The organism is Imperialibacter sp. (assembly GCF_040222815.1).
GTDB lineage: Bacteria > Bacteroidota > Bacteroidia > Cytophagales > Cyclobacteriaceae > Imperialibacter.
Window position 1 is genome coordinate 1 of the sequence record NZ_JAVKCH010000028.1, and the last position, 14,424, is coordinate 14,424.

At 47.6% G+C, this 14,424-nt stretch carries 16 protein-coding genes and 1 pseudogene; 11 read left to right on the plus strand and 6 right to left on the minus strand.

Translation table 11 applies throughout. The features are described from left to right. Positions 1-28: 28 nt before the first annotated feature. Complete coding sequence (locus tag RIF36_RS15755) at positions 29-1,252, minus strand: IS256 family transposase (RefSeq protein ID WP_350118804.1); 1,224 nt, start codon at positions 1,250-1,252, stop codon at positions 29-31. Between the two features lie 243 nt (positions 1,253-1,495). Here RIF36_RS15755 and RIF36_RS15760 point away from each other — a divergent pair, with 243 nt between their 5' ends. Further along, positions 1,496-2,992 (plus strand): SLC13 family permease, encoded by a 1,497-nt coding sequence (locus tag RIF36_RS15760; protein ID WP_350087276.1) that lies wholly within the window; start codon positions 1,496-1,498, stop codon positions 2,990-2,992. Between the two features lie 65 nt (positions 2,993-3,057). On the opposite strand, the gene RIF36_RS15765 is transcribed toward RIF36_RS15760, so the two are convergent. Next, a complete protein-coding gene (locus RIF36_RS15765) occupies positions 3,058-3,492 on the minus strand; it encodes a YHS domain-containing (seleno)protein (RefSeq protein WP_350087273.1) in 435 nt (144 codons plus the stop codon). 117 nt (positions 3,493-3,609) lie between these two features. Here RIF36_RS15765 and RIF36_RS15770 point away from each other — a divergent pair, with 117 nt between their 5' ends. The 7 genes and pseudogenes from RIF36_RS15770 (at position 3,610) to RIF36_RS15800 (ending at position 9,095) form a co-directional block, all read left to right on the plus strand. After that, complete coding sequence (locus RIF36_RS15770) at positions 3,610-4,605, plus strand: sugar phosphate isomerase/epimerase family protein (RefSeq protein WP_350118807.1); 996 nt, start codon at positions 3,610-3,612, stop codon at positions 4,603-4,605. Between the two features lie 299 nt (positions 4,606-4,904). Then, entirely contained in the window at positions 4,905-5,903 is a 999-nt protein-coding gene (locus RIF36_RS15775; protein WP_350118810.1) for a sugar phosphate isomerase/epimerase family protein, read from the plus strand. Between the two features lie 184 nt (positions 5,904-6,087). Then, entirely contained in the window at positions 6,088-6,573 is a 486-nt protein-coding gene (locus RIF36_RS15780; RefSeq protein ID WP_350118813.1) for a YdeI/OmpD-associated family protein, read from the plus strand. A gap of 217 nt (positions 6,574-6,790) precedes the next feature. Further along, complete coding sequence (locus tag RIF36_RS15785) at positions 6,791-7,018, plus strand: hypothetical protein (RefSeq protein ID WP_350076468.1); 228 nt, start codon at positions 6,791-6,793, stop codon at positions 7,016-7,018. Continuing rightward, a pseudogene (locus RIF36_RS28445) lies at positions 7,018-7,428 on the plus strand (type II toxin-antitoxin system VapC family toxin). The gene RIF36_RS15785 and the pseudogene RIF36_RS28445 overlap by 1 nt, the downstream one beginning before the upstream one ends. A gap of 213 nt (positions 7,429-7,641) precedes the next feature. Next, positions 7,642-8,448, plus strand: coding sequence for a DUF6597 domain-containing transcriptional factor (locus RIF36_RS15795; protein WP_350118819.1), 807 nt, complete (start codon positions 7,642-7,644; stop codon positions 8,446-8,448). 62 nt (positions 8,449-8,510) lie between these two features. Next, positions 8,511-9,095 (plus strand): hypothetical protein, encoded by a 585-nt coding sequence (locus RIF36_RS15800; protein WP_350118822.1) that lies wholly within the window; start codon positions 8,511-8,513, stop codon positions 9,093-9,095. Between the two features lie 40 nt (positions 9,096-9,135). On the opposite strand, the gene RIF36_RS15805 is transcribed toward RIF36_RS15800, so the two are convergent. After that, complete coding sequence (locus tag RIF36_RS15805; RefSeq protein ID WP_350118825.1) at positions 9,136-9,915, minus strand: class I SAM-dependent methyltransferase; 780 nt, start codon at positions 9,913-9,915, stop codon at positions 9,136-9,138. A gap of 138 nt (positions 9,916-10,053) precedes the next feature. On the opposite strand from RIF36_RS15805, the gene RIF36_RS15810 reads away from it, so the two are divergent. From RIF36_RS15810 to RIF36_RS15820, 3 genes are read left to right on the plus strand one after another with little or no spacing between them, the layout of a single operon-like run. Further along, positions 10,054-10,506, plus strand: a complete 453-nt coding sequence (locus RIF36_RS15810; protein WP_350118828.1) for a helix-turn-helix domain-containing protein — start codon at positions 10,054-10,056, stop codon at positions 10,504-10,506. Between the two features lie 38 nt (positions 10,507-10,544). Continuing rightward, positions 10,545-10,973 (plus strand): VOC family protein, encoded by a 429-nt coding sequence (locus RIF36_RS15815; RefSeq protein WP_350118831.1) that lies wholly within the window; start codon positions 10,545-10,547, stop codon positions 10,971-10,973. A gap of 5 nt (positions 10,974-10,978) precedes the next feature. Further along, complete coding sequence (locus RIF36_RS15820) at positions 10,979-11,431, plus strand: DUF1569 domain-containing protein (RefSeq protein WP_350118834.1); 453 nt, start codon at positions 10,979-10,981, stop codon at positions 11,429-11,431. A gap of 56 nt (positions 11,432-11,487) precedes the next feature. On the opposite strand, the gene RIF36_RS15825 is transcribed toward RIF36_RS15820, so the two are convergent. From RIF36_RS15825 to rhaM, 3 genes are all read right to left on the minus strand, one after another. Further along, a complete protein-coding gene (locus RIF36_RS15825) occupies positions 11,488-12,393 on the minus strand; it encodes a Nif3-like dinuclear metal center hexameric protein (RefSeq protein WP_350118836.1) in 906 nt (301 codons plus the stop codon). A 280-nt stretch (positions 12,394-12,673) separates the two neighbouring features. Then, positions 12,674-13,957, minus strand: a complete 1,284-nt coding sequence (locus RIF36_RS15830; RefSeq protein ID WP_350118839.1) for a Gfo/Idh/MocA family protein — start codon at positions 13,955-13,957, stop codon at positions 12,674-12,676. Between the two features lie 153 nt (positions 13,958-14,110). Then, entirely contained in the window at positions 14,111-14,422 is a 312-nt protein-coding gene (rhaM, locus tag RIF36_RS15835; protein WP_350068915.1) for an L-rhamnose mutarotase, read from the minus strand. Between the last annotated feature and the right edge of the window lie 2 nt (positions 14,423-14,424).

Sequence of the window (14,424 nt, forward strand, 5' to 3'; positions counted from 1 at the left end):
GGTTATGTTCAGTTAAGTGTGTCATTTTTTAAAAGTTGGGTTCAAGTCTTTCGGGATATGTCATAGTTAGTATACTTATCACCTTGGTCCATGATACCGGTCTGGACCATTTCTTTTGAACCTTCGAACTGACTAAATAAAGGAGTTTATATAAGGCTCTTTCAGATGGTAAAGCACCCTTAGCTTTGGTGGCTTTCCTTATTTGCCTATTAAACCCTTCAATAGAGTTAGTAGTGTACATTATATGCCTAATCTCCTCTGGATAGTTATAAAAGCTTGTTAAGCCTTCCCAATTGTTCTTCCAGGATCGGATCATTGCTGGGTATTTCTTCCCCCATTTAATCTCAAATTGCTCCAGCGATTGTTCTGCTAATTCATAGTTATTGGCCTTATAGATCGATTTCATATCTCTAATGACCTCTTTCCTATCGCTATCAGGTACATACTTGATGGAGTTTCTGATCTGGTGAACAATACACAACTGCACGTCGGTCTTTGGAAACATAGCCATAATGGCCTCCCGAAACCCTTTCAAGTTATCAATACAGGCAATTAATATATCTTCTACTCCACGAATTTGAAGGTCACTAAGCACTTGCATCCAAAATTTAGAACTCTCACTCTCCGATAAATAAATGCCTAGCAAGTCCTTTTCTCCATCCTTGTTCATCCCTAGTACCAAATAAGCTGCCATGCTTCGTATTTGACCATCCTGGCGGACTTTATAGAAAAGGGCATCCAGCCAAACAAAAGGGTAAACACGATCCAGTGGCCGGTTACGCCATTCTTCTATCTCAGGCCATATGCGGTCGGTTATCGTTGTTAGCTGAGCTGCTGACAACTCCATTCCATACATCTCATAGATGTGGTCAGAAATATCTCGGTAGCTCATCCCCAGCGAATACAGATGTAGAATTTTACTCTCTAAGCTAGGGCCTAAACTCCGTTGACGTTTGGGGACCAGCTCTGGGCTGAATGTCGCATCACGATCCCTGGGAGTTTCCACATTAACATCACCAAAGCTCGTCTTTAACTTCTTCTTCCCATGACCATTACGTCGATTTGGGCGCCCTTCAGCTAGATGATTATCCATCTCACCTTCCAGGCTAACTTCTAGAAGCCGTTTTATTATCGGCGTTATAGCCCCGTCAGCCCCTTCAAGCTTTTTACCTGACTTAAGTGTCTGTAATGCTTCCTCGAAAAGTTGCTCCAACTCACTCCGAGGTGGTTTCTTTGATTCCATTTCTGTCATAAGTTCTCACTTTATTTTTACTTATACTTATGACACACTTTTCTGAACAGTCTCCCAACATCATGCAAGAACCGTTTAGCATCAGTTGCCGTTTGCTCTCTGTTCACTTTCGTCACCTATCTGAACATCTGAGTGTATGAATATCCGAATATCGGTGTCCTTCCTACTTCGGTCTACGGTCTTCCTCCTTCGTCCTCCCAAATCCTCTTTCCTTTCTCCCCTGCCCTTCCTATCTTTTCAGCCATGAACATTGACCTGAAGGGCTTGCTAGCCTCTAAGCGACCATTTATTATTCTGGGGCCGTGTCTTTTTGTTATTTTGTTGCTGATAGGTGGCCCGCCCGACATGGAGCCAAAAGCCTGGACAGTTGTGGCCTGCACCGTTTGGATTGCCCTCTGGTGGCTCACCGAAGCCGTGCCCATCGCCATCACTTCCCTCCTCCCTATTTTGCTCTTTTCCGCCACCGGTGCCATGCCAGTTTCCTCGATAACCGGCTACTACTCCAACAATATCATTTACTTGTTCATTGCGGGCTTTATCATCGCTTTGGCGATGGAAAAGTGGAATCTCCATCGCCGCATCGCACTCAATATTATCAAGCGCACCGGCACCAACCAAAAACAAATCCTTTTGGGCTTCATCCTGGCAACGGGCTTCCTCTCTATGTGGATCTCCAACACAGCCACCACCATGATGATGCTCCCCATTGCGCTGAGCATTATCGATCAGCTGACCAAACTGCTCAACAACCCTGAAGACGCAACCTCCTCTCATTTTGGCAAAGCGCTGGTGATTTCCATTGCCTACGCAGCCTCCATCGGGGGTATTGCGACCATTGTCGGCACACCTACTAATCTTATTTTTGTGGAAGCAGCTGGTCAGTTTTACGGTGCAGAAATCCCCTTCGATCTGTGGTTTTTCTATGCGTTGCCGCTTACGATAATTTTGGGTGCTTTTCTTTGGTGGGATCTCAGCCACCGGGCCTTTAAGCTAAGCAGCATCAAAGTAAAAGGCTCCAAAGAAATCATCGATGGCGAACTTCGGCAATTGGGCCCTATGGGCTATGAGGAGCGCTGGGTGATGGCGATTTTCTCTTTTGTGGCAATAGCCTGGATTTTCAGGACTTATCTGATAGCTCCCATCTTTCCGGGAATCAACGATACCAGCATTGCCCTGATTGGCGCCACCGTTCTGTTTCTGGTACCTGGCCGGGAGAAAAAAGGTGAGATGATCATGGACTGGCAAACAGCCAAGCGCCTCCCCTGGGAAGTAATCCTGCTATTCGGCGGCGCCTTTTCAGTGGCTGGCAGCTTCCAGGAAACCGGCCTCACCGCCTGGATCGGCGGGCGGCTTACGCTATTAGAAAACGTGCATCCCTTGCTGATGCTGCTCATCGTGGTGGCACTGGTCAACTACCTGACCGAGCTCACACAAAACATGGCCACCTGCACGCTGATGCTGCCCATCCTCGCAGGACTGGCGCAGGCCATTGGGGTGCACCCTTACGGCCTGATGGTACCCATGACCATTGCCTCTTCGTGTGCCTTTATGCTACCCGTTGCCACAGCTCCCAACGCCATTGTGTTTGGCTCCGGCACCCTGCAAATGAAAGACATGGTGAGGGCAGGCGTTTGGCTCAATATTTTCGCAACGGTGCTGATCAGCGTTTATACTTATTATGTGCTGCCAGCCATCTGGGGGTTCGATTTCAATTCTTTCCCGGCAGCATTTGTGAAATAACCATTCAGTTGTGGCGGGTGTCTTCACCGCCACCCTGTCGTTGCGGCGGGTGTCTTCACCGCCACCTAATATCTACCCTTCAACCTTTCCCAATTTTCAGCGGCTATCTCAATATACTTTTTCGGATTCATTCGCCATATGCCCTGCACCCGTTCGTTGTAGTTAAGGTAGAGCTTCCCTTCGTGAATTGTCCAGCAGTTGGGGTCAGTATGAATTTTGTAACCGTTATGTAAGCCATAGGCACAAAAGCCTCCGAACTGAGGTGCATATTTCTCCGGTTCAGCAACAAACCTCTCTTTGTTCTCCATACTGCTGAAGCACCATTTTGCGCCTTTCCAAGAACAGCTGATTTCCTTTTTGCCTGCAAGGCTCTTTTGCTCCAAAAAATAGACAACGGGGTCATATCCGTTAATTGCTCCTCTGCTGTTGTGGAATACCTTCCCCCTCTTTCTGCGCAAGGCGGAAAGCAAAAGCTCTAATCGAAGTGAAAATGAAGACATGAGGTTTATTACTTACTAGCAATGTACAAGTCACGATGTTGATTGTTTGTTTTGACCGGTAGCGATTTTAACACAATAAATCCGAAATTGGTCGTACACAAATCCGCTTCTTCTGAAATGAACAAAAGCTATTCGCCCAGCTCGTCTCGTCGTTCCTTCCTTCAAAAGGCTGGTCTTACGGGACTAGCACTACCACTAGCAGGCTATCAATTCCTCCACGCAAAGCCTTCCGCTGATGAGTCACGCTCTTTAAGTTTCACTGCCGACAGTAAAACTGTTGGGCGACACAAAGTCGCTGTCTTCTCCAAAGCCCTGCAGTGGACGGAGCTGAATCAAATGGCGGATATGGTAGCGGAAAGCGGCATTGACGGACTCGATCTGACTGTTAGACCTGGTGGGCATGTAGAGCCCGAGCGGGTAAAGGACGACTTGCCAAAAATAGCCGAAGCGATGAAAAAGGTGGGCAAGGAAATCGTGATGATGACCACGAGCATTGGTGGTGCCGATGAGCCTTACACCAAAGACATTCTCACAACAGCGGGCCAGCTGGGCATTGGTTTTTACCGGATGGACTGGTACAAATATGACACGCAGAAAAGCATCGACGACAACCTAAAGGCATTTGCTAAGCGAATGACAGATTTAGCCAAACTGAACAAAGCCAACAATATCAAAGCAGGCTACCAAAACCACGCTGGCACAGGCTTTGGTTCGCCGGTTTGGGACCTGGTGCAGGTGCTTCGCCAGGTGAACTCACCCTGGGTAGGCAGCCAGTACGATATCCGCCATGCGGTAGTTGAAGGTGCCAACTCGTGGCCGCTCGGTTTCGATCAAATCAAACCGTTCATCAACACGATTGTGATGAAGGATTTTTACTGGAGTAAAAACAATGGCAAATGGGAGTTGATCAATGTTCCTCTCGGTGAAGGCATGGTGGATTTCAAAGCCTATATCGAGAAGGTGAAAACTTTACCGGCCAACATGCCCATCACCATTCACCAGGAGTACGACCTGGGCGGTGCGGAACATGGCCACAAAACAGCTAATGTCACCGAAACCCAAATGCTGGCTGCTATGAAGAAGGATATGGCGTTTATAAAGAATGGCCTGTAATCTGGTTTGGATACCTCTACACTAACCATACCAACGTCATATCGACCCGAGGGACGAGGGAGATATCCCCATGCTGATAGCAGCAAGCAATTGGAATGCAGTGTCCCCATATTGCTAGATCTTCAGAGGGACTTCTCACTCAGTCCCGATAAGATATCGGGTCTGCGTTTCGAAGTGACGCTGTTTGGCGGAGTTGAGAACGCATTACAGCCTTCTTCCTTTGAAGAAAAATTACTTTCTTGAACCGACGCCGTGCCACCGGTGCTACTGTGGGCACGACATCTTTAACCTTTTGAATCATGACAAAAACCACCAATAGTTCCCGTCGCTCATTCCTGCAAAAAGCAGGTCTGGCAAGCCTGACTCTTCCTTTGGGTGGCTACCAACTTTTGAAAGCTGCTCCGCTGCCTGCCAGGCAACCCCAGGAGAAATTGAGCGTTCTGCAGCCCTTCAGAACAGTTGGGAAACACAAAATCGGTATTTTTTCAAAGGCCCTGCAATGGACAGATCTCAATCAAATGGCTGATATGGTGGCTGAATCTGGCTTTGATGGGGTTGACCTTACGGTTCGGCCGGGAGGACATGTGGAGCCGGAGCGGGCAAAGGACGACTTGCCTAAATATGCCGAGGCAATGAAAAAAGTCGGTAAGGAAATTGTGATGATCACCACGGCGATAGATGACGCCGATGCCCCCTACACGGTAGAAATTCTTGAAACGGCCAGCAAGCTGGGCCTCGGGTATTACCGAATGGGTTGGTACAAATATGACGCCCAAAAGAGCGTGGCGGACAACTTGAGTTTCTACGCTGAGAAGATGAAATCACTCGCTGAGCTTAACAAGGCATACCGCATTTGGGGTGGCTATCAAAACATTGCCGGTGCGAATGTTGGCTCGCCTCTTTGGGACCTTGTACAAATCCTACAGCAGGTGAATTCGCCCTGGCTTGGCAGTCAATATGACATCCGCCACGCTTTTGTGGAAGGCGCCAATTCGTGGCCTCTTGGTTTTGATCAGCTGAGGCCCGACATAAAAACTATCGTACTGAAAGATTTCTATTGGGGGAAGGCGAACGGCAAGTGGGAGATTGTGAATGTACCAATGGGAGAAGGAATGGTTGACTTTAAGAACTATTTTGACAAAATGAAAGTGCTTGCACCAGACATGCCCATTTCTGTCCACCAGGAATACGACCTGGGAGGTGCTGAGCTTGGGCAGGTGAAGGCCAATATCACCGAAGCAGAGCTGATTATAGCGATGAAGAAGGATTTTGAGTTTATAAAAAAGAACCTCGTGTAGGTTGAGCAGACTACAAAAGTTTAGGCCACGAGCATCGGGAGGAGCCTTGCGCTGAAGCTGCTGACCATGGCGAAGCCTGAGTAGCTAACAAAACTTTTGCAGTCTATACAGTTAGAAGAAAATTCCCTGAACAGACGTCGTGCCACCAGCGCTGCTGTGGGCACGACATCTTTAACATCGACTCATGACAAAACCACAAAAATTCACTTTCGAAGCCATCATTCAAAAGCATGGAAACATAGATGCAGCCTATGTTGAATTTCCATACAGCACCGAAGAGGTGTTTGCTAAAAAGGGTCAGGTAAAAATTGTGGCGGTGTTTGACGGCAGAGTAACCTATCGGGGGAGCCTGGCCAATATGGGCCTTGGCTTCCACATGCTGGGCCTGACAAAAGCCTTACGCAACGACCTGAGCAAATCCTTCGGCGACAAAGTAGCCGTGGAACTGCAAGAAGACACCGCTCCAAGGGTGGTAGAAGTACCAGCCGATGCTACCCGGCTGCTCAAAGACAACCCTAAAGCAGCAGCGTTTTACGAAAAGCTATCCTATACCGACAAGAAAGAGTATATCCGCTGGATTGACTCCGCCAAGCGGGAAGAGACCAGACAAAACAGGCTGGTGGCTTTTATTGAGAAGCTATCGGTGGGGAAGAAATTGGTGGATAAGTGATAAAAGTGGGAGAGTTGTGAAGAGGGTCGAAAATCACTTTCACCTTCATGTTCACCCTGGTTGATCGTTTCTCAACTCCCTAATTTCTAAACCTGTTCTCCATCATGTTGTCTTCAAACTCATTACGGAAAGTGTAGCCAAAGGTGAACACCACCGTCCTGAACTTTCCAGCACGACAATTGCTTTTAAATATACCGTTCGATATATTCGATTAGTTATGACTACCTATAGATTCAAAGCCCGTGTATCAAAGAAAGGCATCATTAGAGTGCCGGTTGGATCACATCTACTGGATAAAGATGTTGAGGTAGTACTTGTCAAGCACGATGACGCCACTTCAAAAGAGGTATCTGCAGCCAGTTTTATCGATAAGTGGGCTGGATTTTTACCGGACACTGACCCAGAAGATGCCAGGTACAACTATCTGGCAGAGAAGTACAAATAATGCGCATTTTGTTTGACACCAATATCATTCGGGATATTGCCCTCAAAAGGCCCCCCTTCTTCACAGATTCTTCCGAAGCATTTAAGTCAGTCGATCAACAAAAGGTATTTGGGTATATTTCAGCAACCTCGGTTACCGACATATACTATGTTGCCTGAAAAAGTATTGGTCATGATACTTCCATTTTATTTATAGAGGATCTTTTGGATATTCTCGATGTGGTCGGAATTGATCGTTCTGTCATAAAACACGCTTTACAGCTAAATTTTAGAGATTTCGAGGATGCAATCCAGTCGGTCTCTGCTAAACTGAACGATATTGACTATGTTATAACCAGGAATATATCCGATTTCACTAAGTCGGAGGTTACCGCTATAACGCCAGACGCCTTCTTGAAGAAGCTATTATAAAAAATTATTCAGCTCTGGCGCATCCCAACCTCACACCGTCGGCCGTTTACTAGCTTAGGTCGAGACTTCTTCTTTCAGCAAATAAACAACCCTGTCACCCCACCCCACAAATAAGGGAATAGTCTTGAACATTTGTCCCTAAATAAACATCGGGGAGCCTTCCGGCGTAGAAATACCCAAATGGTCGCCTCAAAAAATCAGATGCCACACGGAATGACATATGATCAATACATGCACGAGCTTGGGCGAGACTTCGACCAACTCAACAAAACGACCATTGCCCCTTCGCTACCACTCCAGCACCTGGTTCGCAACTATTTTGTGTTGCTACAAGAGAGTCAATTCGCCACCACAACTCAGTGGTATATCCTTCCTGACAACTGCGCTCACCTGATTTTCTACCTTTTTGAGCAAGGGAATACCGTCGTCCCCAAGTGCTCATTGGTTGGGCCCCGCTCTCGACATATATTGATCAACAGGCGAAATCGCCTCTTCACCTTCATCTGCACATTCAAGCCAGGAGGACTGGCGCCCTTTGTGGCTATGCCACTTGACGCCCTGAAAAATCAATCGACAGAAGCCTGTCACGTGTTAAAGGGGTATCGGGCAGGGGTATTTGACCAGTTGACGATGAATGCGCTGCGTTTCGATGTCCCTGAATTTGCCAGGTGCCTTGAGTCGTTTCTATTGAGTGTATCAAAAGGCCTGCCTGGCGTGCACCCGGTAGTAAAGGCATTTTACAACCAACTGGCCGATCCGTTGGCTCAGCTCCGGCTGGCAACGGTAGCAGAAAAGCTTGGTTATTCTGACCGGCATTTGCGAAATCTTGTGCTGGCACATATTGGCCATTCTCCTAAAATGGTGACTCAAATCGAGAGGTTTACCTCTTCGCTGCTCCAAAACAATCAGCAGCAGAACTGGGCAAGTATTGCCCATGCTTCAGGTTATTACGACCAATCTCATATGATTTCCGACTACCACAAGCTCGTAGGCACCAGCCCTGAAAAACTCTTCTCATAGTGGTGCATTTCCGTTTTTTCCAATACAAACTTATCACCGCTCCTTACCTTCGATCTAAAAAAATGATGAAAAAGTATCTGTTCCTCTTACTTGTCGTCGGCTACTCAGGGTTATCGGCTCAAACACCACATGTAGAAATCACCACGAAAAACGACAGTGACCGGGAGAAGGCTACCGCCAGGCTGCTACAAGAAGTGCTATCGGACTATGACCTTAGCCAGTGGGTATTTACCCGCCAGGTAGTGATCGAACAAATGGCCATCCCCCACAGTCATCCCGTGCTTACGCTCAATACTCGCTCCAGCGATAAAACAGATATTCTCGACACCTTTGTTCATGAGCAGCTACATTGGTATGTCGACAAGAAACCTGATGCAGAAAAGGCGGCTATTGATGCCTTCAAAAAAAAGTACAAAGAGGTGCCTTATCAAAATGCTGCCGGTGCCAGAGACGAGTACTCCACCTACCTCCACCTGATTGTGTGCTATCTGGAGTACAGGAGTATGGCCATGCTGATCGGTGAGAATGACGCCAAACAGCTCATGTGGAACCAAACCCACTACACATGGATCTACAACAAGGTCATTGAAGACACTGCCTACCTGAGCAAAGTACTGAGAAAAAATGGCTTTGATTTGGTGAAATAACACCACCACAGCCCATCGTTGGCACAAACTACGCCGGTCGCTACTTAGTAATCCTCGCCAGATACTGGTCGCTTTCGTCCGTATGCAGTATTTCCAGTGTCAAACCCATCTCGGCAACAATCCCGGCGAGCGTTTCCTGGTCGACATACACCCAGTCGAACCAGTCACCTTCTACTCCTTTGTATTCATACTTGTAGCTAATCTCACCGTAGTAGCCCTCAGGTTTGGGAATGCTCAACTCGTAGAGATAGCTTATGTCTGAGGAATCGACCAGGATTTGCCCACCTTTCTTCAGCAGCTTCATACAGTGCTCCAGCAGTGGCTTCACGCCCGCCATTTTACCCGCCAGGCCCAATCCGTTCATAAGTATTAGTACGGTGTCATACTTTCCCTTGTGTTTGCGGTAGTCGTCATTGATTACCTGCTCTACACCTGATTGCTTCATCACCTCCACACACGCCGGTGAATTCTCTAGGGCGCACACGTCAAACCCACGAGAGGCCAGAATAAGTGAGTGGACCCCTGCTCCGGCTCCCAGGTCTAGCACTTTACCTTTACATTCAATCAAGGCAAGCAGATCAAGGACGCTCAGGTCTTCCTCCTCCCTGAAGAAAACCTCGACAGGCATCTCTTCCGAGCTCCCGTAGGAAGTGTGCAATATCAATGGGCTGTAGGCTTTGCCCTGGTAGTAGTCAACGATGGCTTTGCCGTGGATGTCTTTCAATGGGTTGGAGATAATTGGAAGGCAAATATTGTATGAAAAATACAGATTCAAAAAACTCTGCAAGAATAGCCCACCCACCTCCTTCCGTTTCTCCACTTAAACGGCACTTCTACGTCTACCTAAGCCCCACGCCCATTCCAATTCAGGAGGAAAATGGTGCAAACTTCCACTTTTACGCCCTATTGTTTGTGACATCTACCACCAACCGGTACTTTAACCTTAGAAAAACCTCCGATGACAACAGATCAATATCCGGGAGTGCATATGTATCGTCGTGTGGTGCGAGCCAAGCTATTCATTGACAACAACTACCACGACCGGATTAATGTAGACAACATTGCTGATGAGGCCTATTTCTCCAAATTTCATTTCATCAGGCTTTTCAAGAGTATCTATGGAAAAACACCCAATAAGTACCTGATAGCGGTGCGTATAGAGAAGGCAAAAGCGCTTTTGCAAGCTGAGAAATCTGTATCAGACACCTGCTCGTCGGTTGGATTCGAAAGCCTCAGCTCCTTCAGTGGGTTGTTCAAGAAAGTGACTGGATCCACGCCTTCTGTCTTTCTGAAACAGCACGAGGAGGCAAAAAAAGCCAGAAAAAAGGCACCTTTGAAATTTGTGCCTGGATGCTTTATTTCCAACAACGGCTGGGATGAGAATAGCAATTTTCGAGAAATGACTGACTAATTTATTACCTTATTTGCGTCAGCATCAACACGCAAAATATGATCACGAGACTTTCACACACCACCATTTTTGTCCGTAACCAGGACAACGCTTACGATTTCTACACCAACAAACTTGGCTTTAAAGTAGTGGATGACATGCCCATGGGAAAGGACACCCGCTGGCTCACAGTGTCGCCACCTGACCAGCCGAACCTGGAGATTGTCCTTTTCCCCATTACTGTAGGGAAAATGTATCCTGAAGAAACCGCTAACATCATGCTGGAACTTCTGCAGAAAGGCAAGCTCAACAACGGTGTATTTGAATGCAACGACATTTACGCTACTTACGAGGAGCTGAAATCCAAGGGGGTCGAATTCCTGAAAGCACCTACCGAAGAGTTTTATGGAGTTGAAGCGCAATTCAAAGACGATTCGGGCAACTGGTTCTCGTTGCAGCCAAAAAGTAACTTCACCACAACTGAGTAGCGGATATGAAAACAGTATTTGACGAAAAAGTCCAGGCGGAGTTAATCGGCAGGATCAACACAATTTCCGATACAAGCGTGGCTCAATGGGGCAAAATGAATGTATTTCAAATGCTGAAGCATTCTACAAAGTGGGCCGAGTGGGTACTTGGCACTCACAAGCCGGTTTATAAACAGGAGCTATTGGGGCGAATCTTTGGTAAAATGGCGCTACGCAGCAATGTAAAAGACGACCAGCCAATGAAGAAAAACATACCGGCAGGTCGGGACTTTGTGATAAAAGAAAAAACCGGAGATGTGGAATTTCAAAAAAAGGTCTGGGTAGAACGAATCGCTGAATATGGGCATTTTGATAACCCCGACTTTATCCACGATTTCTTTGGACAAATGACAAGAGAGCAAATTGGCATTTTTGCCTACAAGCACACCGACCACCACTTACGCCAGTTTGGAGCTTAAAAAAATGCGGGTTTGGTCAGGATTTAACCCAGGGCAACCTTCAGATTCTTTTCAATCTAAACAGCCTGAAAAGAATCCCCTGCCACCACATGGGTTGTCTTAAGTCCCGGAAACTTCTTGTTCATCCAGCCCACCATGTATTTCATGCCCGGCTCTTCGCTGCGCTGGTGTCCTAAGATGATGAGGGCCTTGCGAATACCTGCCGTCTGAGCATCCCGCACATACTCTGCCGTTTCCCATTCGTTGATCTCTCCCACCACCAGCAGCTCAATGTCTTCTTTGCTCAGCATGCTGATTTGACTTGCACCACCGGAAGCCCCCAGCCGCAGGCCCACTTTGCTCACTTTCATAGAGGCATCGCCCACAATAAATGGCCGCTTCAAATCCAGTTTTTTCTTTAGCTCAATGGCAACATCTTTCACGGAAGCATTTGGTATCGTAACCAAATTGGGCTTTTCGCTGTCCTTACTCTGGTATTTCTTCCAATTAGTTTCTTCCAGAAATCCTTCAGTAATTCCATCGGGACGGTGGCGGTGCCAGTAGTCGTGGAAGCGCCATACCACAATGCCATTGTCAGCAATCAGCTTTTTCTTGTACTGGTACACGGGGTCATTCTCCAGCCAATCGGTATTGTCGAGGTGGTTGTAGAAGGTTGGCTCGTGGCTGATGATGAAGTTGGCACCCAAATCGGCAGCCTTTTTGATGACTTCGGCATTGTCCATAAAAGTGGTGACCACGCCAGTACACTTTTGAGAGCCATCGCCCTGCTTGATGGTGTCCACGGTCTGATCCAGCTTCCCTCCCGGAATGGTAGCAATGATCTGATCGATGACCTGCTGGATGGTAAGGTCTCCTTGCAAAGGTATTGGGTTCGCCCAGGTAGTGAAGGCGCTTGAACCGAGCAGCGTGGCACCGGCCACGGAGGCACTGGTATTTTTGAGGAAAGTTCTTCTGGTGTTCATGGTGTTTGCCATTAATTTTTATAAAAATTAAATTTCAAAAGCCCCATTGCCCCAGCCTACAGAGTGTGGGGCTTCAACAACTATTTCCTTCTAAACATACAGAATGTCCAAAACGCACTAATTTGTGGGAGGCCAGCTTCGATTTTTCCAAAGCAAATGTCGTGGCTTAAAAGCCTTCGATTCCCTTTACGGTCAGGGTAAAACGAAGGCTTTGAAAATTCTCTCGGTTTACCCCTGCCTAAAGGGAGCCAAGAGAATTTCCAAGACCAATCACTCTCACCTACTTTATAAAATTCCACTCTTTCCTATACTCCCTCGACAGATAGCCATTGGCTTCGGCATCACCAACAAATTGCTCCCTCTTGGCATTCCACTGCAACGGCCTTCCCAGCCTGTAGCTAATTAGCGCCAGGTGCATGGGTAATGTCATGGCCCTGGCATATTCCAGGTTAGACTCCGGCTGTGTGCGTGCCTTCACAGCGTCAACAAAATTCTGCTGATGACCGGGAGAGCGTACAATGGTTTTGGGTACGTCAGGAATGTCTTTTACGGTTTCGCCATTGATAGTGATTTCCATGGAGCCATAGTCACAGATCAATGTTCCTTTGCTACCTTCAAAGTAAGCACCGATGCCTCTGTCTTTGGCACCAGGCACGTTAGGTGGCTCGGTCGTCCAGTGGAGTTTCAGTCCGTCAAATTGCATTTCGGCATCCAGCCACTTCGGTGCATCGGCAATTCCTACGGGCTTCTCTCCCTTTGCAGCTACTGAGGTCAATCCTTTTGGCTCAATCGACCACCAGACAATGTCGGCAATATGGCACCAGAAGTCAGCAAAAACTCCACCCGAATAGTCCATAAAGTATCGGTAAGTGAAGTGTGTTCTTTCTTTGATATAAGGCACTTTGGGTGCAGGGCCAAGCCACATGTCGTAGTTGAAAGTACTCGGCGGAGTAGAAGGACTCGGATTGCCCAGGTCAGGCGACCCACCGGTTTTCCATAAGCGAACCGTATGCACATCCCCAATAGCTCCAGATTTGATAATCTCTGCCACCCGATGGTAGTTGTCACCAGCATGTATCTGTGTCCCGAGCTGGAATATTTTCTTTTCCTTCTTCAGGGTTTTCAGCATGATCTGCCCCTCGGCAATGTCGTAAGAGAGGGGTTTTTCACCATACACATCCTTGCCAGCCTGAAAGGCCATAGTCGCTATTTGCGCATGCCAGTGATCAGGCGTGGCCACGGTGATGGCGTCTATTTCTTTATCGTCGAGAACCTTGCGGAAGTCACCATACAACTTGGCTTTCGTATTCGGCACAAGTCCCTGTAGCGTTTTGAAAGTGGAGTTGAGGTGTTCCTCGTCCAGGTCGCATAGCGCCACAATGTCTACATCCGGCAGCTTGGCAAACCAGTTCATGTGGTTGTTACCCATTCCGCCCAAGCCAATATGGGCTACCCGCAATTTATCGCTTGGAGCTGCTTTGGAAATGAGGTTGGGTAGAATAGTGAGGCCAAGCGCTCCGGCGGCGGACTTGGTGAGGAAGGATCGTCTGTTAAGTGGGTTCATGTAGGTGGTGTTTCTTAGGGTTCAAGGTAAATTAAGAATTCCTACGTTTCTGTGCACCCTGGATGACAGGAACGGCTCTATTATTTTTTTCACGCAAAGGCGCAGAGGCGCAAAGATTTTGCTTTGCGTCTTAGCGCCTTTGCGTGCTTTATACTATTTCATAAAAAAGACCTGCGACAACGGTGTCGACACGGGCGAGCTATCCTCATTCGTCTCCATAATATCCGCCATGTGGGCCCACCATTTCTGCACGATAGGGTTTTGCCCCAAGTTCTGCGAGCCACCAGCACCACTCACACTTTGCACGGCAAACAGCGTATTGGTCTCCGCATCAAGGAAAATGGAATAGTCCGACACGCCCGAATCACTCAATAATTGCTTCAGCTCAGGCCAAATCTCGTCATGTCGCTTTTTGTACTCAGCCGCAAAGCCCGGCTTCAGCTTCATTTTGAATGCTCTCTTCATTT

Excerpts from the sequence above, each read along its gene's own strand:
- RIF36_RS15760 (WP_350087276.1), top strand. The coding sequence starts at position 1,496 with ATGAACATTGACCTGAAGGGCTTGCTAGCCTCTAAGCGACCATTTATT.
- RIF36_RS15800 (WP_350118822.1), top strand. The coding sequence starts at position 8,511 with ATGATGAAAAAGTATCTGTTCCTCTTACTTGTCGTCGGCTACTCAGGG.
- RIF36_RS15770 (WP_350118807.1), top strand. The coding sequence starts at position 3,610 with ATGAACAAAAGCTATTCGCCCAGCTCGTCTCGTCGTTCCTTCCTTCAA.
- RIF36_RS15795 (WP_350118819.1), top strand. The coding sequence starts at position 7,642 with ATGACATATGATCAATACATGCACGAGCTTGGGCGAGACTTCGACCAA.
- RIF36_RS15785 (WP_350076468.1), top strand. The coding sequence starts at position 6,791 with ATGACTACCTATAGATTCAAAGCCCGTGTATCAAAGAAAGGCATCATT.
- RIF36_RS15825 (WP_350118836.1), bottom strand. The coding sequence starts at position 12,393 with ATGAACACCAGAAGAACTTTCCTCAAAAATACCAGTGCCTCCGTGGCC.
- RIF36_RS15765 (WP_350087273.1), bottom strand. The coding sequence starts at position 3,492 with ATGTCTTCATTTTCACTTCGATTAGAGCTTTTGCTTTCCGCCTTGCGC.
- RIF36_RS15780 (WP_350118813.1), top strand. The coding sequence starts at position 6,088 with ATGACAAAACCACAAAAATTCACTTTCGAAGCCATCATTCAAAAGCAT.
- rhaM (WP_350068915.1), bottom strand. The coding sequence starts at position 14,422 with ATGAAGAGAGCATTCAAAATGAAGCTGAAGCCGGGCTTTGCGGCTGAG.
- RIF36_RS15755 (WP_350118804.1), bottom strand. The coding sequence starts at position 1,252 with ATGACAGAAATGGAATCAAAGAAACCACCTCGGAGTGAGTTGGAGCAA.
- RIF36_RS15830 (WP_350118839.1), bottom strand. The coding sequence starts at position 13,957 with ATGAACCCACTTAACAGACGATCCTTCCTCACCAAGTCCGCCGCCGGA.
- RIF36_RS15815 (WP_350118831.1), top strand. The coding sequence starts at position 10,545 with ATGATCACGAGACTTTCACACACCACCATTTTTGTCCGTAACCAGGAC.
- RIF36_RS15775 (WP_350118810.1), top strand. The coding sequence starts at position 4,905 with ATGACAAAAACCACCAATAGTTCCCGTCGCTCATTCCTGCAAAAAGCA.
- RIF36_RS15810 (WP_350118828.1), top strand. The coding sequence starts at position 10,054 with ATGACAACAGATCAATATCCGGGAGTGCATATGTATCGTCGTGTGGTG.
- RIF36_RS15820 (WP_350118834.1), top strand. The coding sequence starts at position 10,979 with ATGAAAACAGTATTTGACGAAAAAGTCCAGGCGGAGTTAATCGGCAGG.